This is a genomic window from Klebsiella sp. AqSCr (genome assembly GCF_008452795.1).
Lineage (GTDB): Bacteria > Pseudomonadota > Gammaproteobacteria > Enterobacterales > Enterobacteriaceae > Klebsiella > Klebsiella pneumoniae.
This window is the reverse complement of record NZ_MJDM01000005.1, coordinates 2,035,875-2,058,117: the sequence shown is the minus strand read 5'-3', so window position 1 is coordinate 2,058,117 and position 22,243 is coordinate 2,035,875. Positions and strand designations below refer to the sequence as shown.

At 59.7% G+C, this 22,243-nt stretch carries 19 protein-coding genes; 14 read left to right on the top strand and 5 right to left on the bottom strand.

The annotated features are described in order from the left end of the window. Window positions 1-11: 11 nt before the first annotated feature. From BHE81_RS13990 to BHE81_RS13960, 6 genes are all read left to right on the top strand, one after another. On the top strand, window positions 12-1,418 hold the full coding sequence (locus BHE81_RS13990) for an LLM class flavin-dependent oxidoreductase (RefSeq protein WP_004890067.1): 1,407 nt from the start codon (window positions 12-14) through the stop codon (window positions 1,416-1,418). Continuing rightward, window positions 1,415-2,437: a methionine ABC transporter ATP-binding protein gene (locus BHE81_RS13985; protein WP_023285506.1), complete on the top strand. Its 1,023-nt coding sequence runs from the start codon at window positions 1,415-1,417 to the stop codon at window positions 2,435-2,437. Before BHE81_RS13990 ends, BHE81_RS13985 begins: the two co-directional genes overlap by 4 nt. After that, a complete protein-coding gene (locus BHE81_RS13980) occupies window positions 2,434-3,132 on the top strand; it encodes a methionine ABC transporter permease (RefSeq protein ID WP_023285505.1) in 699 nt (232 codons plus the stop codon). Before BHE81_RS13985 ends, BHE81_RS13980 begins: the two co-directional genes overlap by 4 nt. Continuing rightward, window positions 3,129-4,007 (top strand): MetQ/NlpA family ABC transporter substrate-binding protein, encoded by an 879-nt coding sequence (locus tag BHE81_RS13975; RefSeq protein WP_002915265.1) that lies wholly within the window; start codon window positions 3,129-3,131, stop codon window positions 4,005-4,007. Before BHE81_RS13980 ends, BHE81_RS13975 begins: the two co-directional genes overlap by 4 nt. Before the next feature lie 193 nt (window positions 4,008-4,200). Then, complete coding sequence (locus BHE81_RS13965) at window positions 4,201-5,622, top strand: MFS transporter (protein WP_004151071.1); 1,422 nt, start codon at window positions 4,201-4,203, stop codon at window positions 5,620-5,622. A 10-nt stretch (window positions 5,623-5,632) separates the two neighbouring features. After that, on the top strand, window positions 5,633-6,856 hold the full coding sequence (locus tag BHE81_RS13960; protein WP_002915263.1) for an acyl-CoA dehydrogenase family protein: 1,224 nt from the start codon (window positions 5,633-5,635) through the stop codon (window positions 6,854-6,856). Between the two features lie 45 nt (window positions 6,857-6,901). Here the strand turns inward: BHE81_RS13960 and BHE81_RS13955 are convergent, their stop codons facing one another. The 5 genes from BHE81_RS13955 to queF all read right to left on the bottom strand — a co-directional run bounded on the left by BHE81_RS13955 (window position 6,902) and on the right by queF (window position 13,538). Beyond that, on the bottom strand, window positions 6,902-7,843 hold the full coding sequence (locus tag BHE81_RS13955) for an aliphatic sulfonate ABC transporter substrate-binding protein (protein WP_002915261.1): 942 nt from the start codon (window positions 7,841-7,843) through the stop codon (window positions 6,902-6,904). Window positions 7,844-7,981: 138 nt separating this feature from the next. Continuing rightward, window positions 7,982-9,349 carry an L-serine ammonia-lyase gene (locus tag BHE81_RS13950; protein ID WP_002915259.1) on the bottom strand — a complete coding sequence of 456 codons (1,368 nt, stop codon included), beginning with the start codon at window positions 9,347-9,349 and terminating at the stop codon, window positions 7,982-7,984. A 65-nt stretch (window positions 9,350-9,414) separates the two neighbouring features. Continuing rightward, window positions 9,415-10,704 (bottom strand): HAAAP family serine/threonine permease, encoded by a 1,290-nt coding sequence (locus BHE81_RS13945; protein WP_004151070.1) that lies wholly within the window; start codon window positions 10,702-10,704, stop codon window positions 9,415-9,417. Window positions 10,705-11,213: 509 nt separating this feature from the next. Further along, window positions 11,214-12,581 carry a nucleotide 5'-monophosphate nucleosidase PpnN gene (gene ppnN / locus BHE81_RS13940; protein ID WP_002915258.1) on the bottom strand — a complete coding sequence of 456 codons (1,368 nt, stop codon included), beginning with the start codon at window positions 12,579-12,581 and terminating at the stop codon, window positions 11,214-11,216. A gap of 111 nt (window positions 12,582-12,692) precedes the next feature. Beyond that, the gene (queF, locus tag BHE81_RS13935; protein ID WP_004174633.1) at window positions 12,693-13,538 is read right to left on the bottom strand and encodes an NADPH-dependent 7-cyano-7-deazaguanine reductase QueF; all 846 of its coding nucleotides are present in this window, start codon (window positions 13,536-13,538) and stop codon (window positions 12,693-12,695) included. Window positions 13,539-13,606: 68 nt separating this feature from the next. Here queF and syd point away from each other — a divergent pair, with 68 nt between their 5' ends. The 8 genes from syd to BHE81_RS13895 all read left to right on the top strand — a co-directional run bounded on the left by syd (window position 13,607) and on the right by BHE81_RS13895 (window position 22,093). Beyond that, on the top strand, window positions 13,607-14,152 hold the full coding sequence (gene syd / locus BHE81_RS13930; protein ID WP_002915253.1) for a SecY-interacting protein: 546 nt from the start codon (window positions 13,607-13,609) through the stop codon (window positions 14,150-14,152). Between the two features lie 631 nt (window positions 14,153-14,783). Further along, the gene (locus tag BHE81_RS13925; protein ID WP_110246446.1) at window positions 14,784-15,113 is read left to right on the top strand and encodes a YqcC family protein; all 330 of its coding nucleotides are present in this window, start codon (window positions 14,784-14,786) and stop codon (window positions 15,111-15,113) included. Beyond that, entirely contained in the window at window positions 15,113-15,907 is a 795-nt protein-coding gene (gene truC, locus BHE81_RS13920; protein WP_002915236.1) for a tRNA pseudouridine(65) synthase TruC, read from the top strand. Before BHE81_RS13925 ends, truC begins: the two co-directional genes overlap by 1 nt. 4 nt (window positions 15,908-15,911) lie before the next feature. After that, window positions 15,912-16,355 (top strand): flavodoxin, encoded by a 444-nt coding sequence (locus BHE81_RS13915; protein ID WP_002915235.1) that lies wholly within the window; start codon window positions 15,912-15,914, stop codon window positions 16,353-16,355. Between the two features lie 471 nt (window positions 16,356-16,826). Further along, window positions 16,827-18,179, top strand: a complete 1,353-nt coding sequence (locus tag BHE81_RS13910; protein ID WP_002915225.1) for an MFS transporter — start codon at window positions 16,827-16,829, stop codon at window positions 18,177-18,179. A gap of 2 nt (window positions 18,180-18,181) precedes the next feature. Then, window positions 18,182-19,522: an enolase C-terminal domain-like protein gene (locus BHE81_RS13905; protein ID WP_002915224.1), complete on the top strand. Its 1,341-nt coding sequence runs from the start codon at window positions 18,182-18,184 to the stop codon at window positions 19,520-19,522. Window positions 19,523-19,539: 17 nt separating this feature from the next. After that, window positions 19,540-20,880 (top strand): glucarate dehydratase, encoded by a 1,341-nt coding sequence (gene gudD, locus BHE81_RS13900; protein WP_002915223.1) that lies wholly within the window; start codon window positions 19,540-19,542, stop codon window positions 20,878-20,880. Window positions 20,881-20,953: 73 nt separating this feature from the next. Beyond that, complete coding sequence (locus BHE81_RS13895; RefSeq protein ID WP_002915222.1) at window positions 20,954-22,093, top strand: glycerate kinase; 1,140 nt, start codon at window positions 20,954-20,956, stop codon at window positions 22,091-22,093. The last annotated feature ends 150 nt before the right edge of the window (window positions 22,094-22,243 follow it).

Genomic DNA, 22,243 nt, shown 5'->3' with positions numbered 1-22,243 from the left:
TGGAGATTGCTATGTCATCACAACGTGAAATTCGTCTTAACGCTTTCGATATGAACTGCGTCGGCCATCAGTCGCCGGGCCTGTGGGCGCATCCCCGGGATCGCTCCTGGCAGTATAAAGATCTGGAGTACTGGGTGGATCTGGCGCGGCTGCTGGAGCGCGGCAAGTTCGACGGGCTGTTTATCGCCGACGTGCTGGGGATCTATGACGTGCTGAACGGCAGCGGCGATGCGGCGATCCGCCAGGCGACGCAGGTTCCGGTCAACGATCCGCTGGCTCTGATCACCCCAATGGCGCTGGTGACGGAGCATCTGGGCTTCGGCCTGACCGCCTCGCTGTCGTTTGAGCATCCTTACCCCTTCGCTCGTCGTCTGTCGACGCTCGATCATCTGACCAAAGGGCGGGTGGGCTGGAATATCGTCACCTCCTATCTGGAGAGCGGGGCGCGCAATATCGGCCAGCAGACCCAGACCGACCATGACACCCGCTATGACTATGCCGATGAGTATTTGCAGGTGATCTACAAACTGCTGGAGGGAAGCTGGGAGGATGGGGCGGTGCTGCGCGACAGAGAGCGGAAGATCTTCAGCGATCCGCGGAAAATCCATCCCATTAACCATCAGGGACAGTTCTTTTCCGTGCCGGGGATCCACCTCTGCGAGCCATCCCCGCAGCGCACGCCGGTGCTGTATCAGGCGGGGGCGTCCAGCCGCGGCAAACAGTTCGCCGCCGGCCATGCCGAATGCGTCTTCGTCGCAGCGCCGTCGAAGGTGCTGCTGAAGAAGACGGTGGCGGATATTCGCCGCCGGGCAGCTGAGGCGGGGCGCGATCCGCACAGCATCCTGATCTTCAACCTGCAGACGGTGATTGTCGGCGACACCGACCGCGAGGCACAGGCGAAGTGGCAGGAATATAAGCAGTACGTCAGCTATGAAGGCGCGCTGGCGCTGCTCTCCGGCTGGACGGGGATCGATTTCGGCCAGTATCAGCCGGATCAGGTGCTGAAGTATCTGCACACCAACGCTATTCAGTCGGCGGTGGAGGCCTTTTCGACCGCTGATCCGAACCGCCAGTGGACGGTGCAGGCCCTGGCCGATTGGGCGGGGATCGGCGGCTTCGGTCCGCTGGTGGTTGGCAGCGCGCAAACCGTGGCGGACGAACTGCAGTCCTGGGTCGAAGAGACGGACGTCGATGGCTTTAACCTCGCCTATGCCGTCACTCACGAAACCTTCCGCGACGTCGTCGAGCTGCTGGTGCCTGAGCTGCAAAAGCGCGGCGTCTTTAAGCAGGAGTACCGCGAGGGGACCCTGCGCGAAAAACTGTTCGGCGCCGGCCCGCGTCTGGCCGCGCCTCACCCGGGCGCCAGCTACCGCCGCGATGCGCGCACGGCGGCATCGGTAGAGGAGAAGGTGACATGATCGCTATTGATGACCTGCATAAAAGTTACCGCACGGCGGATGGCCGGCTCAGCGCGGTGCTGAAAGGGCTGTCGCTGCAGGTGCCTGAGCGCTCCATCACCGCGGTGGTGGGGCCGAGCGGCGCCGGTAAATCAACCCTGGCGCGCTGCATCAGCCTGCTGGAGCAACCGGACAGCGGCAGCATTCGTATCAATGGCCAGGATCTGTCGGCGCTGTCCGGCGAGGCGCTGCGCCGGGAACGGCGGGCGATTGGCACCGTTTTCCAGTCTTCGGCGCTGTTGAGCCGCAGGACCGCCTGGGAGAATGTCGCCCTGCCGCTGGCGTGGCTTGGTGTGGTGGAGCGCGATATCAAGGCGCGGGTTGGCGAGCTGCTGGAGAGCGTCGGCCTGAGCCACAAAGCGGATGCCTGGCCGGCCCAGCTCTCAGGCGGCCAGCGCCAGCGGATCGGCATTGCCCGCGCGCTGGCGCTGCGCCCGTCCGTTCTGCTGGCGGATGAAGCCACCTCCGGCCTCGATCCTCAGGCCACGGCCTCGGTGCTGGCTCTGCTCAAGCGGCTGCGTGATGAGTACCAGCTGGCGATCGTCCTGATTACCCATGAAATGGACGCGGTGCGCACGGCGGCGGATGCGGTGGCGGAGATCCGCGACGGGACGATCGTCCAGTACGGGCGGATCGAAGATCTGCTGGCGCGTCCCGATTCTCTGCTCGGCCAGCAGCTGTTGCCGCTGACGCCGGCGGCAGCTACCCACAGCGATCTGCTGCTGCGTCTGAGCTACCGCTGGGATGTGCCGGTGGCCACCGACTGGATCAGCCGCCTGAGCCAGCAGTGGGCGCTGCAGATCGATCTCCTTGGCGGTCACGTCGAGGTGATTAATGGTCGGCTGGCCGGTCGCCTGCAGGCCGGAGTGCGCTTTCAGGGCGAAAGCCTGTCGCCCGCGCGACTGCAGGGCCTGCTGGCGCAGCTCGGCATAACGGCGGAGATCCTCGACAGCGCGCCGTTGCTCAGGGAGGCGGTATGAAACCGACAGTCATCAGTCAGGATACCCCCTGGGGCGAAATCCCTTCGCTGCTGCTCCCCGCCTATGGCGAAACCTGGCTGATGGTGGCCATTGTGATGCTGTTTGTCGTCACGCTGGGAGGGCTGGTGGGGGTGGTGTTGTTTAATGCCTCGCCGCGGGGCTTATTTCCGCACGCACTGCTGTACCGGCTGCTGAACTGGGTGGTCAATATGGGACGTTCGCTGCCGTTTCTGGTGCTGATGGCCGCCATTATCCCGTTCACTTACTGGCTGACCGGCACCACGATTGGCATCCCCGCCGCGGTAGTGCCGATGATCGCCGCCGGCGTCCCGTTCTTTGGCCGTCTGGTGGAGAACGCGCTGCGCGAGTTGCCGGCGGAGGTCACCGCGGTGGGGGTCGTCTGCGGCGGGTCGCGCTGGCAAATCATTTCCAGCGCGCAGCTCAGTGAAGCCATGCCCGCGCTGGTGGCGGCGGTGACGCTAAACCTGGTCTCGATGATCGAGTATTCGGCTATCGCCGGGACCATCGGCGCCGGCGGCATCGGCTACCTGGCCGTGGTGTACGGCTATCAGCGCTTCGACAACCACATCATGATCGCGACGATCGTTGCCCTGATCGCCACGATCCAGTTGATTCAATTTTTGGGTGACCGTCTGGTCAACCGTTTACGCCACACGCAGGGGAACCTTGTATGACAACAGAGCAATTTGAGTTACGTAAAGCGCGGCGCTGGCCCTGGCTGGCGGCGCTGGCGGTGATTATCCTGCTCGCCATCGCCTTCTGGTGGTGGCGGGGACATACCCAAAGCCAGCAGGTGGTCTTCGGCAGCACGTTAAAAATTCACTACGAGCCGGCGATGGCCGGCGAGCAGCGGATCATTGAGTATATTAATCAGCATATTGCGCCCGATTACGGTCTGAAACTGGAGGCGGTGGGGGTGCAGGATCCGGTCCAGGCTGACCGCGCGGTAGCGGAAGGTCAGTATGCCGGGACGATCTATCAGCATCAGTGGTGGCTTAAACAGGTGGTGGACGCTAACGGCTTTGCGCTGTCGACCACGGTGCCGGTGTTCCAGTGGGCGTTTGGCATCTATTCCGACCGCTACTCGTCGGTACAGGCGTTGCCCAACGGCGCGACCATTGTCGTGCCTGACGATGGCGCCAATCAGGGGCAGGCCCTGTGGCTGCTCCAGCGCATTGGGTTGATCTCGCTCGACCCGGCGGTGGAGCCGCGCACGGCGAAGCTGAAAAATATTGTCGGTAACCCGCATCAGTTTGTCTTTAAAGAGCTGGATCTGCTGACCATGCCGCGGGCGTTAAATTCGGTGGATGCCGCCATCGGCTATGTCTCGCAATTTGACGCCGGGAAAGTGCCGCGTGAGAAAGGCATATTATTCCCGCCGGCGCCGCGCACCTTTGCTTCGCAATTAGTGATTGGTACACCGTATTTATCGCAGGAAAATATCGTCAAATTAAAACAGGCTTTTTCTGATCCGCGGATCCAGACGTGGTTAAAAACCACCGATGACCCGCTGGTAAAAGACGTATTAGTTCCAGTGTCCGCGGAATAAGCGTCCTGCACGACGTCTATTTTCGTTGTTATTTATTTCCCTTGAGGATGCGTGAAAGCGCGTCCTTTTTGTGCTGGTGATATTTATTAACTTATTGATTATATTGATTTTTATAGAATGATTTGTTGTTTTGATTCTCGTCGCGCGCGGTCTATAACCGCTGATGACCTGCACAAAATAATAAGGTGAAAAAATGAGTACATTACCAGTGGATAATCCCGGTATCGCTTCGGTACCGGTCAGTAGCGTCGGGGATGTGGCGCGGCTAATTAATTCCGGCAAGGAACAAGCGAAATATGCGCGGATGATTGTCTTCCTCGCGCTGGGGGGCGTTTTTCTCGACGCATATGACTTAACCACGCTCTCCTACGGTATTGATGACGTTGTACGTGAATTTCAGCTCTCACCGCTGCTGACCGGCCTGGTGACTTCGTCCATTATGGTCGGGACTATCGTCGGCAATATTATCGGCGGCTGGCTGACCGATAAATATGGTCGCTATTCGGTTTTTATGGCCGATATGTTCTTTTTCGTGATTTCGGCTATCGCCGCCGGGCTGGCGCCGAACGTCTGGGTGTTGATTGGCGCCCGTTTCCTGATGGGCATCGGCGTTGGCATCGACCTGCCGGTAGCGATGTCCTATCTGGCCGAGTTTTCCCGCTTTGCCGGCAAAGGCAACAAAGCGGCTCGCCTCGCGGCGTGGTGCCCGATGTGGTACGCCGCCTCAACCGTCTGCTTTCTCATTATCTTCGGCCTCTATTTCCTGCTGCCGCAGGAGCATCTTGACTGGCTGTGGCGCGCCTCCCTGCTGTTCGGCGCCGTGCCGGCACTGCTGATTATTGCCGTCCGCAGTCGATTTATGAATGAATCCCCGCTGTGGGCGGCGAACCAGGGCGATCTGACCTCTGCAGTGCGTATTTTACGCGACTCCTGGGGGATCCATGCCCATGAGGTCCCGGCGGCGAAGCCCGCGCCAGCGCCGAAAGTGAGCTTCCGCGTGCTGTTCGAAAAACCCTACCGCGAGCGGACTATCGTCGCCGGGGTGATGAATATCTGTATCTCCTTCGAGTACACGGCGATTGCCTTTTTCCTGCCGTCAATTCTTGCCCAGTTCCTCGGGGCTGGCGTCTTCGAAACTATTTCGGCATCGCTGGGGCTGAACGCCCTGTTTGCTTTTACCGGTGGGCTGCTCGGTATGCATCTGGCGTGGAAATATCCTTCGCGTCATGTGGCGATAGCCGGCTTCGCCCTGCAGTTTGTGGCGCTGATTGTGCTGGCGCTGGTGGGGCAACCGCACGCGACGGCAGGTATCGTGCTGGCTATCGCGATGCTGGGGCTGTGGCTGTTCGCCGAAGGGTTTGGCCCGGGGGCGCAGCTGATGATCTACCCGGCGCTCTCCTATCCTACTGCCATTCGCGCCACCGGGGTCGGTTTCAGCCGGGCACTCTCCGGGATCGGCAGCGCGCTGGCGTTGTTTATTCTGCCGCTGCTGCAGGCCTCCCTCGGCACGCAGATGTTCTGGGTGGTCTCGCTTGCCGCCATTATTCCCATTTTCTTCCTGCTGGCGGTCCGTCATGAACCGACGCGAGAAGATATCGACGCACTTCATGAATAAGGAACTGACAATGACCCTGCTCTCCACTGGCACCGATTATGACGCGCTGGCGGCCGCCTTCCGCCCGATATTCACCCGTATCGCCCAGGGCGCTGCGGAGCGCGAACAGCAGCGCATTCTGCCCGATGAGCCGATCCGCTGGCTGAAAGAAGCGGGCTTCGGCACGCTGCGTATCCCGCGCGAGAAGGGCGGCTGGGGCGCTTCGCTGCCGCAGCTCAGCGCGCTGCTGATCGAGCTGGCGCAAGCGGACTCTAACCTGCCGCAGGCCCTGCGCGCGCACTTTGCCTTTGTGGAAGATCAGCTGAATCAGCCGGATTCCGCCGGGCGCGACCGCTGGTTTCGTCGCTTCCTCGACGGTGAGCTGGTGGGCAGCGGCTGGACGGAGATCGGCGCGGTTAAGCTGGGAGAGGTGAACACCAGAGTGACGCCGACAGAGGGCGGCTGGCGACTCGACGGCGAGAAGTTTTACAGCACCGGCGCGCTGTACGCCGACTGGATCGATGTGTTTGCCCGGCGCAGTGATACCGCCAGCGATGTGATAGCCCTGGTCAGCACCCAGCAGACCGGTGTGGTGCGGGAAGATGACTGGGATGGCTTTGGCCAGCGGTTGACCGGCAGCGGGACCACCCGCTTTACCGGCGCTCGGGTGGAAACCGAACATGTCTATGATTTTGCCCAGCGCTTTCGCTATCAGACCGCCTTCTACCAGCATGTGCTGCTGGCGACCCTCGCGGGCATTGGCCTGGCGGTTGAGCGGGATGCCGCGCAGGGCGTCAAACATCGCTCCCGGATGTACAGCCACGGCAACGCCGCCGTGCCGCGCGATGACGCCCAGGTTCTGCAGGTCGTTGGGCAGATCAGCAGCTGGGCATGGGCGACCCGGGCCGCGGTCCTGCAGGCCGCGGAATCGCTGCAGCAGGCCTATGTGGCGCACGTCAGCGACGACGAAGCATTGATTGCCCGGCGTAACCAGCTGGCGGAAGTGGAAGCGGCGCAGGCGCAGGTGATCGCCAGCGACTGGATCCCGCGGGCGGCGACGGAGCTGTTTAATGCCCTCGGGGCGTCGGATACGCGAACTCGCCTTGCGCTGGATCGCCACTGGCGCAATGCGCGGACGGTTGCCTCGCATAATCCGGTGATTTATAAGGCACGTAATATCGGTAACTGGCTGGTGAACGGTGAAGCGCCCACCTTTATCTGGCAGATAGGCAATGGTGAGAAAACGGCGGGGTAAGCCTGTCGGCGACGGGAGGCGCAGTGCTTCCCGTCGTCAGGAAAATCAAGGTTTATCCAGCGACCAGGTGGCGCTGCGCACGTCGACTTTCACCGGCAGCAGGCCGATGCGCGTAAAGGTATCCGCCAGCGCCTGCTGTTCGTTATACACCGCCGGGGTCATGCGTTCGGCACCGTAGGGCAGGCGGGCCAGGGTCTTCAGCCAGATGGCTTTATCCAGTCCGGTTGAGGTCGACAGCAGCCCGGCGGCCTCGTCCTGATGGCTGTTCGCCCACGCGCTGAGTTTACCCAGCTCATCCACCACCTGCTTTGCTGTCTCCGGGTAGGTATCTGCAAACTTGCGGCTGGCGAGATAGAAGGTGTAGTGCGGCACCAGCCCCTCGGCATTGCGGATCTGTCGGGCTTTCGCGTTGGTTTCCACTTCTGCGAGGAACGGATCCCAGATCACCCACGCATCAATCGCCCCGCGCTGGAAAGCGGCGCGGGCGTCCGCCGGCGGCAGATAGACCGGGGTGATGTCTTTATAGCTGAGGCCCGCTTTTTCCAGTGCGGCAACCAGCAGGTAGTTGACGTCAGACCCCTTGTTCAACCCCACGCGCTTGCCCTTCAGGTCGGCCACGCTGTGGATTGCCGACTGTTCAGGCACCACAATCGCTTCCGTTTTCGGGTTAGCGGGGGAGTGGGCAAGGTAGACCAGATCGGCTTGCGCCGCCTGGGCAAAGGCCGGAGGCGCATCGCCGGTCGCGGCCAGATCGATACTACCGACGTTCAGCCCCTCCAGCATTTGCGGCCCGGCGGGGAATTCGACCCAGCGTACGGCAATGCCCTGTTTTTTCAGGCTCTCATCCAGCGTGCCGCGGTACTTCAGCAGCGCGAAGATATTCGCCTTTTGATAGCCGATGTTGACGGTTTCCGGCGCTTTGGCCAGCGCGGAGGTAGAGAGGGCGGCGAGGACCAGCAGCCAGGCGGGGCGGAATCGGTTGGACATTGTCTGTTCTCCTTAGCGGTTTTGCGTAAGGTAACAAACAGCGCTTATAACCATTAAATAACTAAAATTTTATTGATATAACAAAAAGAGTTATGCAGGACGATGGCCCGACACGCCGACGCGTGGCGGGCCAGCAGGTTAATCGCAGGCAACAATCTTCATCGCCAGACCACCGCGGGAGGTTTCCCGGTACTTGGCGTTCATGTCTTTGCCGGTTTCGTACATGGTCTCGATCACTTTATCGAGACACACGCGCGGCTCGCTGGTCCGGCGCAGCGCCATTCGCGCGGCGTTGACCGCTTTCACGGCAGCGATAGCGTTGCGTTCGATGCACGGCACCTGCACCTGGCCGGCGACCGGGTCGCAGGTCAGGCCGAGGTTATGCTCCATAGCGATCTCTGCCGCGATGCACACCTGACCCGGGCTGCCGCCCAGCAGTTCCGCCAGACCGGCCGCCGCCATCGAGCAGGCGACCCCCACTTCACCCTGGCAGCCGACTTCGGCGCCGGAGATGGAGGCGTTCATCTTATACAGCGAACCAATCGCGCTGGCGACCAGCATATAGCGGGCCAGGGAGTTGCTGTTCACCTTGCGGATAAACTTGTCGTAGTAGGCCAGCACCGCCGGCACGATACCGCAGGCGCCGTTGGTTGGCGCGGTCACCACCCGGCCGCCGGCGGCGTTCTCTTCGTTCACCGCCAGGGCGAACATATTGATCCAGTCGACCACCGCCATCGGATCGCTGTTGGTGGTGTCCTGGCTCACCAGCATGCGGCGCAGCGCGGCGGCGCGGCGCGGGACGCGCAGTTTGCCCGGCAGGACGCCTTCGGTGGTGATGCCGCGCTCGATACCGGCGCTCATCACTTCCCACACCGCGGCGAAGTGTTGCTCAAGGGCTTCTTTGCTGTGCAGCGCCAGTTCGTTCTGCATCATCAGGCCGGAGAGCGACAGCCCGGTTTCACGGCAGTGACGCTGCAGGTCGGCGGCGTTTTTGTAAGGGTAAGGAACGGCAACCGGCGCCTCGGTAGTCTGGCCGAAGTGCTCCTCATCAACGATAAAGCCGCCGCCGATAGAGTAATACGTCTGGCTGTAGAGCACCTTGTCGCCGGCCAGGGCTGTGATGCGCATGCCGTTCTCATGCAGCGACAGGTTGTCGGCATGGAAATTCATGCACTGATCCACCGGGAAGTCCACTTCGTGCTGACCGTTGGCCAGCATCAGGCGGCCATGGGTATTAACATCCTGAATAAAGCCCGGAATGGCGTCGATGTCGACGGTGTCCGGCAGGTTGCCGGCGAGTCCCATGATAATCGCGATATCGGTATGGTGGCCTTTACCGGTCAGGGAGAGGGAGCCGTAGACGTCGACGACGACTTTGCTCACCTCGGCCAGCAGGCCGCGCGCGATCAGGTCGTCAGTGAATTGTTTGCCCGCTTTCATCGGTCCAACGGTATGGGAGCTGGAAGGGCCAATGCCGATTTTAAAGATATCGAATACGCTGATCATATGTATTCCCGTGCTGTCGGAAAGCGCGCCGCCGTAAAGCGGCGCGGGGGGAGGCGTTGAATGAATTAGCTGAACAGAGAGTAGAAGATCGCGGAGATGGCAATCAGGCCCATAATCACCACGAAGACGTTGCTGATATGGCCGCTGTATTTACGCATCGCCGGGACTTTCTGAATCGCGTACATCGGCATCAGGAACAGGATCATCGCGATAATCGGGCCGCCAAGGGTCTCGATCATACCGAGGATGCTCGGGTTCAGGGTTGCCACAATCCAGGTGGTGATCAGCATGAACAGCGCGGTCAGCTTGTTCAGTTTGTTGATTTCAATCGATTTGCCTTTACTGCGCAGGGATTTAATCACCATGCCGTTAAAGCCTTCGCGAGCGCCCAGATAGTGGCCAAGGAAGGATTTGGTGATAGCGATCATCGCGATGATCGGCGCCATCCAGGCAATGATTGGCGCGTTAAAGTGGTTCGCCAGGTAAGACAGAATCGAGATGTTCTGCTCTTTCGCCGCCGCCAGGTCTGCCGGAGAGAGGCTCAGAACGCAGCTGAAGACGAAGAACATCACGGTCAGCACCATCATGATGTGGGCGCGCGCGAGGATACTGGAGCATTTCTTCTCAGCGCCTTCGCCGTACTCTTCACGTTTGGCTACCGCGAAGGAAGAGATGATCGGCGAGTGGTTGAAGGAGAAGACCATCACCGGGATCGCCAGCCACAGGGTCATCAGCAGGCCGTTGCCGGTAACGGAAGCGCCGCTCAGGGAGAGCGTCTCCAGCGCCGCGCCGTTCCACTGCGGGATCAGATACAGAGCCAGCACCATCAGCGCGATAACGAACGGGAACACCAGCACACTCATTGCCTTAACGATCATCTGCTCGCCGAAACGCACAATGGTCATCATGCCGACAATCAGGATCAGCGACAGAATGGCGCGCGGCGGCGGCGTCATGTGCAGCTGGTGCGCCATGAAGGTTTCGACGGTGTTAGTGATCGCCACGCTGTAAACCAGCAGGATCGGGTAGATAGCGAAGAAATAAAGCAGGGTAATCAGCTTACCTGCGCCTACGCCGAAGTGTTCTTCCACTACTTCGGTGATGTCTTCGCCCGGGTTTTTCCCGGAGAGCACGAAGCGGGTCATGCCGCGGTGGGCGAAGAAAGTCATCGGGAAGGCCAGAATCGCCATGATGATCAGGGGGATCATGCCGCCAACGCCGGCGTTGATCGGCAGGAACAAGACGCCCGCGCCAATCGCTGTACCGTACAGGCCCAGCATCCACATGGTGTCGGTTTTACGCCATCCGCTGCGGGTTTCGCCCGAAACGATGGTGCTGGTTTGAGTGGTTTCCATCTGTATCTCCTGGAGGAATCAACAAAATCTAATGAATAAATACAATTGCGTAACATGAAATTCGTTTAATTACGGTTTTTTTAGAAATTTTCTCCGTAATAATTGGGCCGGAAAGATACATTTATATGGTTTATGCATCAGTGATCGCGATCTCAAATGCAATAATCCACTTTCAATGTGCGTATTTTTAGTCCAACAGCCTGTTTCTGGTGATCAGCCAGCGATTTGTGGCGCGAAGGCTACCATTTGCAGCATATGAGATAAAAGCGGAGCGGCGTAATAACGAGGGATTTACTGTAAAAAAGAGAACTAGTCGACGTTTTTGCGCTTAAAACCATTTTTTGCAGTGATAATTGTCGCAGTTTTTACCAACGCAAACGTTTGGCTATGTAGAAATAATTCAGGTGATTGATTAGTAACAGAAAGGTTTTTAGCGCGTTCTGGAAGTCAGAGGAAGAGAGCCCGCCGGGGGCAGGCGTCAGGCGATGCCCCGGCGGGAGAGTGGGAAATCAGGCGATGATTTCGTAGCAAGGAATATAGGCGGTGCCGCCCGGAAGCTTCATGCGGTGCTGGGCGACGAAGCCCTGCAGCAGATCGTCCATACGGCGCATCATCTCCGGATCGCCGTGCAGTTTGTAAGGACCGTACTGCTCAATGGCCTGGATGCCCACCTCTTTGACGTTCCCCGCGACAATCCCGGAGAAGGCGCGACGCAGGTCGGCGGCCAGCACTTCCACCGGCTGATCCGGGGAGAGTTTGAGGTTGGCCATGTTCTCGTGGGTCGGATCAAACGGCATCTGCAGGTCCGGCGAGATGCGAATCGACCAGTTAAAGCTATAGGCGTCATCGGTCTCGCGACGGCTCTCTTTCACCAGCGGCATCGCTTTTTTCATCTGCCGCGCCACTTCCGCGGGGTCGTCAATGATGATCCGGTAGTGGCGACGGGCCGATTCGCCCAGGGTATGGGTGATAAACTCGTCCAGTACGCGGAAGTAGTCGGCGCTCTCCTTCGGCCCGGTGAGGATCAGCGGCAGCACCTGCGCTTTGTTGTCGGGGTGCATCAGAATACCCAGCAGGTAGAGCAGCTCTTCGGCAGTGCCGACGCCGCCCGGGAAAATAATGATCCCGTGGGCGATACGTACGAAGGCCTCCAGACGCTTTTCGATATCCGGCATGATGATCAGTTCATTGACCAGCGGGTTCGGTGGTTCCGCAGCGATAATGGATGGTTCGGTCATGCCGATAAAGCGGCTGTCTTTGTAGCGCTGCTGCGCATGGCCGACGGCGGCGCCTTTCATCGGCGCCTCCATTGCGCCAGGCCCGCAGCCGGTGCAGATATTCAGTTCCCGCAGGCCCAGCTGCGTACCGACGCGGCGGGCGTAGAGATATTCGTTTTCGTTGATGGAGTGGCCGCCCCAGCAGACGATCATGTTCGGCGCCTCGCCGACGTGCAGCGCGCGGGCGTTGCGCAGGATCGAGAACACCAGGTTAGTGATATGAACCGAACTTTCGAGATCGAGGTTCGGGAAGCGAACGGTATTGTGGATCTGGCCGTAAACGAACAGGATATCGCGCAGCACGGCGAACAGGTTGGCCTGCAGGGAGCGGATAATCCGCCCGTCAACGAAGGCGTCTTCCGGCGGGTTGATCAGTTCCAGCTTCACGCCGCGTTCGCGCCGCAGCACGTTAATCTCGAAATTTTCGAAACGGGACAGGAGCTCCTTGCTGTTATCGGTCAGGCTCCCCGAATTGAGCACAGCAAGCGAGCAGTTGCGAAAGAGTTGGTACAGGTCGCTGCTGGCGGTGCGCTTAAGCATATCCACTTCCAGCTGCGACAGCATATCCATTGAACCAAGCGGGCTAACATGTGTAATCAAGTGAACTCCTTACAGGACGCTTATGGTCTTCCTGTGATTACAATAGCCCTGCGAACGGCGTTTCCACAACCTTGCGCGCGCCTAAACGCACGCAAATTGTGAAATTGTTTATTATTGACGGGCGAGGCGGCCGGTGGCGGGGGAAAAGTCGCCATTGCTGCGCCAGGGGTTGATATCCAGACCGCCGCGTCGCGTATAGCGGGCGTAAACGGAAAGCGATTCCGGCTGGCAGAAACGGAGAATATCGTTAAAGATACGTTCGACGCACTGCTCATGGAATTCGTTATGGTGGCGGAACGAAACCAGATAGCGCAGGAGCTGCTCGCGGTCGATTTTCGCCCCCCGATACTGGATCTGCACCGAGCCCCAGTCCGGCTGATGAGTGATAAGGCAATTGGACTTCAGCAGGTGGCTGACCAGCGTCTCCTCCACGATTTTGCCGCTGGCGGCGCCCTGCAGGTAATCGGCGCTGAACTGATAGTTATCGATCTCGATATCCTGATCGTCGATGCAGGTGCCGTGCAGGCGGGCAATCGGCTGGCCTTCCAGTTCATCCAGGCGGTAGAGCGATACCTTAACCTTCCCCTGCGCGCAGGCGCTGAGATCGCGAGTCAGCGTCTCTGCAACGTCCTGCCAGCTAGCGAAACGGGTCTGGTTAAAGCTGTTGAGATAGAGCTTAAAGCTTTTCGACTCCACCAGATTGAGGCTGGTATCGGGCAGCTCGACGTGGCCGACAGCCACCTGCGGCAGACCTTTGCCGTTCAGCCAGGAGAGTTCGTACAGCGTCCAGATATCGGCGCCGTGAAACGGCAGATTATCGGCATGCAGGCCCAGCGGGTCGCGGTTTAAACTGCGCGGCACGCCCTGCAGCAGCGAGGCGTCATAGGTATCGCGGTAATCGGTTGATTTACCGAGCGTCAGGCCGGCCAGCGCCTGATGATTATCGTAAGAAGACATGTTTCACCATAGTAAAGCGGGTACACTATTGCTCCAGTGTATCCTGTCTAACGTGAAGAGAGAAACCGGTGGACCATCAGACAGCAGAAGCGCTACGCGCTTTTACCCAACGATATTGCGCCGTCTGGCAGCAGCAGCGCCACAGCCTGCCGCGCAGTGAAGAGCTTTACGGCGTCCCGTCGCCTTGCGTTGTCGACACCCAGGGCGAGGCCGTTTTCTGGCAGCCGCAGCCGTTTTCGCTGGCGCAAAATATCAGCGCGGTTGAACGCGCCCTCGACATTGTGGTACAACAGCCGCTTCATTCTTATTATACCACTCAGTTTGCCGGCGATATGTCCGGCCGGTTTGCCGGCGAAACCTTGACGCTGCTGCAGACCTGGAGTGAAGAGGATTTCCAGCGGGTGCAGGAAAATTTAATCGGGCACCTGGTGGTGCAGAAGCGGTTGAAGCTGTCGCCGACGCTGTTTATCGCCACCCTCGAGAGTGAACTGGATGTGATTTCCGTCTGTAATCTCAGCGGCGAGGTAGTCAAAGAGACCCTCGGCACCGCCAAACGCATTACGCTTTCTCCCTCACTTGCGGGTTTCCTCAACCACCTTGAGCCAGTTCTGTAATCCAGTCTGCCAGATCGTTTGTGAGAGATCTCTTACAAAACCTGTAAGAGATCGTCATCATTTAAGGTAAATTTAATCCATACTTTTTTATATAAGCTGTTGGTATTAAATAAGATCTTAATTTTTTCGTCCTTTTGAGTGGGGACTAATCTTAAGAGATTGTCTCAAGAAGGGTTGTAAGAAGGGGCAGAATCAGTGATCCTATGTCTGTCGACAGGACGTCGCGAAATGAAGCGAACATCAGGATGATGGCGCTTCTGCAGGACCCGCCAGGACGGCGTTGCAGGGACAGGCTTCAGGATGAAGCAAGGATAACGCAGGATCGCGTAATGGACACCTCCAGGATGGAGAACGAGAGCCGCTCAGAATGAACGGTGGATCAGGAAGATCGGGACAAACTTATGGATAAGTCATTTCGCATCGGGGTGGTGTGAAAGCAGGATGCACGTGTTTATGGATGAACATGGTCAGGAGACCTCAGGAAAAGTTTTCAAGGACGAGCAGGGAGCACCAATGTAGCGGGACTGCTGCAAAACGAACCGGGAGCACTGTTTATACAGTGCTCCCTTTTTTTATTTCTCCTGCGGATTTGCTATCCTGCGCCCGGTTTTTAACTCATCGAGGTTTCCCCATGACTCTTCACGATAGCGTGCGCGATCTCCTGCGCGCCATTGAAGCCCTGCTGCGCGAAACGGAGCACTGGCAGGAGACGGCGCCGGACAGCAGCGCCTTCGCCAGCGATAAGCCGTTTTGCCTGGATACCCTGGAGCCGCTGGAGTGGCTGCAGTGGGTCCTGATCCCGCGTATGCACCAGCTGCTGGAGAGCGGCCAGCCGCTGCCGCAAAATTTTGCCGTTGCGCCTTATTACGAGATGGCTCTGGATCAGGCCCACCCGGTCCGCGAATCCATGCTGGCGGAACTTCTGCTGTTAGACGCGCTGTTTGCCGGTGAGCAGGCCTGATGCTGGAGATTATCTACCAGGACGACTGGCTGGTGGCGGTCAACAAACCCTCGGGCTGGCTGGTGCATCGCAGCTGGCTCGATCGCGACGAGAAAGTGGTGGTGATGCAGACCGTGCGCGACCAGATCGGTCAGCACGTTTTTACCGCTCATCGTCTCGACCGGCCCACCTCCGGCGTGCTGCTGATGGGATTGTCGAGCGAGGCGGGCCGGCTGCTGGCGCAACAGTTCGAGCAGCACCAGATCCGGAAGCGCTACCATGCGATCGTCCGCGGCTGGCTGATGGAAGAGGCGCTGCTGGATTACCCGCTGGTGGAGGAGCTGGATAGAATCGCCGATAAGTTCGCCCGCGAAGATAAAGGGCCGCAGCCAGCGGTAACCCACTACCGCGGTCTGGCGACAGTGGAGATGCCAGTGGCGACTGGGCGCTATCCCACCTCGCGCTATGGGCTGGTGGAACTGGAGCCGAAAACCGGCCGCAAGCACCAGCTGCGCCGTCATCTGGCCCACCTCCGTCATCCGATCCTCGGCGACAGCAAGCACGGCGATCTGCGGCAAAACCGCAGCGCCGCGGAACATTTCGGCTGTCACCGCTTGATGCTGCACGCCAGCGAGCTGTCGTTAACCCATCCTTTTACCGGCGAGCCGCTGACCCTGCGCGCCGGTTTTGACGACGTCTGGATGCGCGCGCTGTCGCAGTTTGGCTGGCGCGGGCTTCTCCCGCTAAATGAAAGGGTTGAGTTTGCCGACGACAGCGGTCAGGATGAAGAGAATAAGGTCAATCCAGGGAGATAATAGCATGGCGGAAGTCGGAATTTTTGTCGGCACCATGTACGGCAACTCGCTGCTGGTCGCGGAAGAAGCGGAAGCGATCCTCAGCGGACTGGGACACAAGGCTACCGTGTATGAGGATCCGCAGGTCAACGACTGGGAATCCTACACGGGTAAGTATGTGCTGGTGGTCACCTCCACCACCGGGCAGGGCGATCTGCCGGACAGCATCGTCCCGCTGTATGAGGGCATCAAAGATATGTATCAGCCTCACCTGCGGTACGGCATTATCGCGCTCGGCGACAGCACCTATGCCAACTTTTGCGGCGGCGGCCTGAAGTTCGATCAGCTGCTGCAGGAGCAGGGCGCGAAGCGCATCGGCGAGATGCTGAAGATTGACGCCAGCGAAGACCCGGAGCCGGAGAGCGTCTCCAATCCGTGGGTTGAGCAGTGGGCCACCCTGCTCGCATAAAAGCGCTGCCCTCTCCCTACGCAGAGGGCGCTCTTTCAATACGTCGCGGCCAGATACGCGGACGTCAAAATAGTAGCGCTTTCCAGGCGCCACGCCTTTAGGCAAACGCCACAATATCCTTAGCAATATCATGGCTTAAGCCAGCCAGTTTCACCGGGTCAAGTGAGGTATTTCACACTCCGGCCCTTTTTGCTGCGCTATGCGGCGCCAGCGGCGCTGGCTTTTCATTTCCGTGAACTTCCCCCCATTCTTTCAGGCATTCGCCACAAACCACCTGCAATAGCGGCGTAAAAGCTGTGTGGATGCACGGTGAGCCGCGGTGTGCCTCTTCATATACTGCTCCAGCCAGTGATAAATGCAGTGCCAGATATAACGACAACTATCAAAACACGACCACGTCATTCTGATTACCCTACAGGTTGTGCTGTTCAGAATGAACGTAGCTAAACGCTATGATTCAGGAGTACAACAATGAGTTCATTAAGTCAGGCGGCGACGGCGGCTGAAAAGCGTACCAACGCCCGCTACTGGATAGTGGTGATGCTGTTTATCGTCACCTCTTTTAACTATGGCGACCGGGCGACGCTGTCGATCGCCGGTTCGGAAATGGCCAGGGATATCGGCCTTGATCCGGTGGGGATGGGGTATGTGTTCTCCGCCTTCTCATGGGCTTATGTCATCGGCCAGATCCCGGGCGGCTGGCTGCTCGACCGCTTCGGCTCGAAGCGCGTCTATTTCTGGTCGATCTTCATCTGGTCGATGTTTACCCTGCTGCAGGGCTTCGTCGATATCTTCAGCGGCTTTGGCATTATCGTTGCGCTGTTTACCCTGCGCTTCCTCGTCGGCCTTGCCGAGTCGCCGTCATTCCCCGGCAACAGCCGGATCGTCGCCGCCTGGTTCCCGGCGCAGGAGAGGGGGACAGCGGTATCGATTTTTAACTCCGCCCAGTACTTTGCCACCGTTATTTTCGCGCCGATCATGGGCTGGCTGACGCATGAGGTGGGTTGGTCGCATGTGTTCTTCTTTATGGGCGGGCTGGGGATTGTGATCAGCTTTGTGTGGCTGAAAGTGATCCACGATCCGAACAACCACCCGGGCGTGAACCAGAAAGAGCTGGACTATATCGCCGAAGGCGGGGCGCTGATCAACATGGATCAGAAGAGCAGCGCGCAGAAAGTGCCGTTTAGCGTCAAAATGGGGCAGATCAAGCAACTGATCGGCTCGCGGATGATGATCGGCATCTATATCGGTCAGTACTGCATCAACGCCTTAACCTACTTCTTTATCACCTGGTTCCCGGTTTATCTGGTGCAGGCGCGCGGCATGTCGATCCTCAAAGCCGGCTTTGTCGCCTCGATTCCGGCGGTGTGCGGCTTTGTCGGCGGGGTGCTGGGCGGGGTGATCTCCGACTGGTTAATGCGCCGCACCGGCTCGCTGAACATTGCGCGCAAAACGCCGATTGTGCTGGGGATGCTGCTCTCCATGACCATGCTGATGTGTAACTATGTCAACGTGGAGTGGATGGTGATCGGCTTTATGGCAATGGCCTTCTTCGGCAAAGGGATCGGCGCCCTGGGCTGGGCGGTGATGGCGGATACCGCGCCGAAAGAGATTAGCGGTCTCTCCGGCGGTCTGTTCAATATGTTCGGCAATATCTCCGGCATCGTCACCCCGATCGCCATCGGCTATATCGTCGGCACCACCGGCTCGTTCAACGGCGCGCTGATCTACGTCGGTATCCATGCCCTGGTGGCAGTGCTGAGCTATCTGGTGCTGGTGGGCGATATCAAACGTATCGAACTGAAACCTGTAGCGGGACGTTAATCATGACTACTCAATCCAGCCCGATTATCACAGAGATGAAGGTCATTCCGGTGGCCGGGCACGACAGCATGCTGCTGAACATCGGCGGAGCGCATAACGCCTGGTTTACCCGCAATATCGTGGTGTTAACCGATAACGCCGGCCATACCGGCGTCGGCGAAGCGCCAGGCGGAGAGGTCATCTACCAGACGCTGCTGGCGGCGATCCCGCAGGTGGTGGGCCAGGAGGTCGCCCGACTCAATCGCGTGGTGCAGCAGGTGCACAAAGGCAATCAGGCGGCGGATTTCGACACCTTCGGCAAAGGGGCGTGGACCTTCGAACTGAAGGTTAACGCGGTGGCGGCGCTGGAAGCGGCGCTGCTCGACCTGCTCGGCCAGGTGCTTAATGTGCCGGTCTGCGAGCTGCTGGGCCCGGGTAAGCAGCGTGATGCCGTCACCGTGCTGGGCTACCTGTTCTATATCGGCGATCGGCAGAAAACCGACCTTGGTTATCTGGACCATACGCCGGGCGATCACGAATGGTACCGCCTGCGCCACCAGCAGGCGTTGAGCAGCGAGGCGATAGTGCGTCTGGCGGAAGCCGCCCAGGATCGCTACGGTTTCAAAGACTTTAAGCTCAAAGGCGGCGTTCTGCCCGGCGAGCAGGAGATCGACACCGCGCGGGCGCTGAAAAAGCGTTTCCCGGATGCGCGCATCACCGTCGACCCTAATGGCGCCTGGCTGCTGGATGAGGCCATCGCGCTGTGTAAAGGGCTGCAGGATGTTCTGACCTACGCCGAAGATCCGTGCGGCGCCGAACAGGGTTTCTCCGGCCGGGAGGTGATGGCCGAGTTCCGCCGCGCCACCGGGCTGCCGGTCGCCACCAATATGATAGCCACTAACTGGCGCGAAATGGGCCATGCGGTGATGCTCAACGCCGTCGATATCCCGCTGGCGGACCCGCACTTCTGGACGCTCTCCGGCGCGGTGCGGGTGGCGCAGCTGTGCGACGACTGGGGGCTCACCTGGGGCTGCCATTCCAACAACCACTTTGATATTTCCCTGGCGATGTTTACCCACGTCGGCGCCGCCGCGCCGGGCAACCCCACCGCCATCGATACCCACTGGATCTGGCAGGAGGGCGACGCGCGCCTGACCAAAAATCCGCTGCAGATTATTAACGGCAGCATTGCCGTGCCAGACGCGCCGGGACTCGGCGTGGAACTTGACTGGGAGCAGGTGCGCAGAGCCCATGAGGCCTATAAAGCGCTGCCGGGCGGCGCGCGCAACGACGCGGGCCCGATGCAGTACCTGATCCCCGGCTGGACATTCGACCGCAAACGTCCCGTTTTCGGCCGCCACTAATTAAAAAGGATGATGCTATGACGACTTTCTCTTCAACGCCCGTTGTCACCACCATGCAGGTGATCCCGGTTGCCGGCCATGACAGCATGCTGATGAACCTGAGCGGCGCGCACGCCCCGTACTTCACCCGCAATATCGTAATTATCAAAGATAACGCCGGCCATACCGGCGTCGGTGAAATCCCGGGCGGTGAAAAAATTCGCCAGACCCTGGAGGATGCCATTCCGCTGGTGGTGGGCAAAACGCTGGGCGAGTATAAAAACGTGCTGGGCGCGGTGCGCAATCAGTTTGCCGACCGCGACGCCGGGGGCCGCGGCCTGCAGACCTTTGACCTGCGCACCACCATTCACGTGGTGACCGGCATCGAAGCGGCACTGCTGGATCTGCTGGGCCAGCACCTTGGGGTCAACGTCGCCTCGCTGCTAGGCGATGGCCAGCAGCGCAGCGAAGTCGAAATGCTGGGCTATCTGTTCTTTGTCGGTAATCGCCATGCGACGCCGCTGGCCTATCAGAGCCAGCCGGATGAGCAGTGCGAGTGGTATCGCCTGCGCCATGAAGAGGCGATGACGCCGGATGCGGTGGTCCGCCTGGCGGAAGCGGCGTATGAAAAATATGGTTTCAACGACTTTAAGCTGAAGGGCGGCGTGCTGGCCGGTTTTGAAGAAGCCGAAGCGATCAGCGCCCTGGCGAAGCGCTTCCCGAATGCTCGCGTCACTCTCGACCCGAATGGCGCCTGGCTGCTTGAGGAGGCCATTCAGATTGGTAAACAGCTGAAGGGCGTGCTGGCCTATGCGGAAGATCCGTGCGGCGCCGAACAGGGCTTCTCCGGCCGCGAAGTGATGGCCGAGTTCCGCCGCGCGACGGGCCTGCCGACCGCCACCAATATGATCGCCACCGACTGGCGGCAGATGGGCCATACGCTGTCGCTACAATCGGTGGATATCCCGCTGGCGGACCCGCACTTCTGGACCATGCAGGGGTCGGTGCGCGTAGCGCAGATGTGCCATGAGTTCGGTCTGACCTGGGGTTCGCACTCTAATAATCACTTCGACGTGTCGCTGGCGATGTTCACCCACGTCGCGGCAGCGGCGCCGGGCAAGATCACCGCTATCGATACCCACTGGATCTGGCAGGAGGGCAACCAGCGTCTGACCAAACAACCTTTTGAAATCAAAGGCGGCATGGTGCAGGTACCGAGTACCCCGGGCCTGGGGGTTGAGCTGGATATGGACCGCGTGATGCAGGCAAATGAGCTATATAAGAAACATGGTCTTGGCGCCCGCGACGATGCGATGGCGATGCAGTATCTGATCCCGGGCTGGACCTTTGACAACAAGCGTCCATGCATGGTGCGCTAAAAGTCCGCCGGCCTCTGCGGGGGGCCGGCATTGCGCGACAGCGCCAGGGGTTGGCTCAGAGTAAGGACAGCAGATGAAAATAGTGATCGCACCGGATTCCTGGAAGGAGAGCCTGAGCGCGCTGGAAGTGGCCAGTGCGATAGAGCAAGGCTTTCGCGAGATTTATCCTGACGCCGAGTACGTCAAGCTGCCGGTTGCCGATGGTGGGGAAGGGACGGTGGAAGCCATGGTGGCGGCGACCGGCGGGCTTCTGGTTCCGCTGACGGTCACCGGGCCGCTGGGCGAGCCGGTTGAGGCATTTTACGGGCTGTCCGGCGATCGCCAGTGCGCCTTTATCGAAATGGCGGCGGCCAGCGGCCTGGAGAGCGTCCCGCCGGCGCAGCGTAACCCGCTGCTGACCACTTCCTGGGGTACCGGGGAGCTTATCCGCCATGCGCTGGACGCCGGGGTAAGACAGATCATTATTGGTATTGGCGGCAGTGCGACCAATGACGGCGGCGCCGGGATGGCGCAGGCGCTGGGGGCGAAACTGCTGACCGCCGAGGGCCAGCAAATTGCCTCCGGGGGCGGCGCGCTGGAGACGCTGGCGCGAATCGATCTCAGCGAACTCGATTCGCGGCTGGCAGATTGCCGGATTGACGTTGCCTGCGACGTCACCAACCCGTTGACCGGCCCGCAGGGCGCCAGCGCGGTGTTCGGCCCGCAAAAAGGGGCGACGGCGCAGATGATCGACCGGCTCGACAGCGGCCTGCGGCACTATGCCCGGATTATCGCCCGCGATTTAGATATCGACGTGCTGAGCCTTGAGGGCGGCGGCGCGGCGGGCGGCATGGGTGCGGCGCTGTATGCGTTCTGTGGTGCTCAGTTGCGTCCGGGCATTGAGATTGTCACCGATGCGCTACAGCTGGCTGAGCGGGTGGCGGATGCCGATTTAGTGATCACCGGCGAAGGGCGTATCGATAGCCAGACGATCCACGGCAAAGTGCCGGTGGGGGTGGCGAGGGTGGCGAAGCGTTTTAACGTCCCGGTGATCGGGATTGCCGGCAGTCTTACCGCCGATGTTGGCGTCGTGCATCAGCACGGGCTGGATGCGGTATTCAGCGTGTTGTATACCATCTGTACCCTTGATGAAGCGTTGGCCAATGCCGCCGCCAACCTGCGAATGACGGCGCGTAACGTAGCCGCGGTTTTGCAGATGGGCGACAGGCGGTAACCCGGCTGGCGCAGTGGTATTTGTAGTCCGGATAAGGTGCGTAGCACCGCGATCCGGGAACCATCCCCGGTGGCGCTTACGCTTACCGGGGCTACCAACCGAATACCGGACTGTAGGGCGTAGGCCGGATGAGGCGCGTAGCGCCGCTAT

Excerpts from the sequence above, each read along its gene's own strand:
- BHE81_RS13895 (WP_002915222.1), top strand. The coding sequence starts at position 20,954 with ATGAAAATAGTGATCGCACCGGATTCCTGGAAGGAGAGCCTGAGCGCG.
- BHE81_RS13990 (WP_004890067.1), top strand. The coding sequence starts at position 12 with ATGTCATCACAACGTGAAATTCGTCTTAACGCTTTCGATATGAACTGC.
- queF (WP_004174633.1), bottom strand. The coding sequence starts at position 13,538 with ATGTCTTCTTACGATAATCATCAGGCGCTGGCCGGCCTGACGCTCGGT.
- gudD (WP_002915223.1), top strand. The coding sequence starts at position 19,540 with ATGACGACTTTCTCTTCAACGCCCGTTGTCACCACCATGCAGGTGATC.
- truC (WP_002915236.1), top strand. The coding sequence starts at position 15,113 with ATGCTGGAGATTATCTACCAGGACGACTGGCTGGTGGCGGTCAACAAA.
- BHE81_RS13950 (WP_002915259.1), bottom strand. The coding sequence starts at position 9,349 with ATGATCAGCGTATTCGATATCTTTAAAATCGGCATTGGCCCTTCCAGC.
- BHE81_RS13980 (WP_023285505.1), top strand. The coding sequence starts at position 2,434 with ATGAAACCGACAGTCATCAGTCAGGATACCCCCTGGGGCGAAATCCCT.
- BHE81_RS13945 (WP_004151070.1), bottom strand. The coding sequence starts at position 10,704 with ATGGAAACCACTCAAACCAGCACCATCGTTTCGGGCGAAACCCGCAGC.
- BHE81_RS13925 (WP_110246446.1), top strand. The coding sequence starts at position 14,784 with ATGACTCTTCACGATAGCGTGCGCGATCTCCTGCGCGCCATTGAAGCC.
- BHE81_RS13955 (WP_002915261.1), bottom strand. The coding sequence starts at position 7,843 with ATGTCCAACCGATTCCGCCCCGCCTGGCTGCTGGTCCTCGCCGCCCTC.
- BHE81_RS13965 (WP_004151071.1), top strand. The coding sequence starts at position 4,201 with ATGAGTACATTACCAGTGGATAATCCCGGTATCGCTTCGGTACCGGTC.
- BHE81_RS13905 (WP_002915224.1), top strand. The coding sequence starts at position 18,182 with ATGACTACTCAATCCAGCCCGATTATCACAGAGATGAAGGTCATTCCG.
- BHE81_RS13915 (WP_002915235.1), top strand. The coding sequence starts at position 15,912 with ATGGCGGAAGTCGGAATTTTTGTCGGCACCATGTACGGCAACTCGCTG.
- BHE81_RS13960 (WP_002915263.1), top strand. The coding sequence starts at position 5,633 with ATGACCCTGCTCTCCACTGGCACCGATTATGACGCGCTGGCGGCCGCC.
- BHE81_RS13975 (WP_002915265.1), top strand. The coding sequence starts at position 3,129 with ATGACAACAGAGCAATTTGAGTTACGTAAAGCGCGGCGCTGGCCCTGG.
- BHE81_RS13985 (WP_023285506.1), top strand. The coding sequence starts at position 1,415 with ATGATCGCTATTGATGACCTGCATAAAAGTTACCGCACGGCGGATGGC.
- BHE81_RS13910 (WP_002915225.1), top strand. The coding sequence starts at position 16,827 with ATGAGTTCATTAAGTCAGGCGGCGACGGCGGCTGAAAAGCGTACCAAC.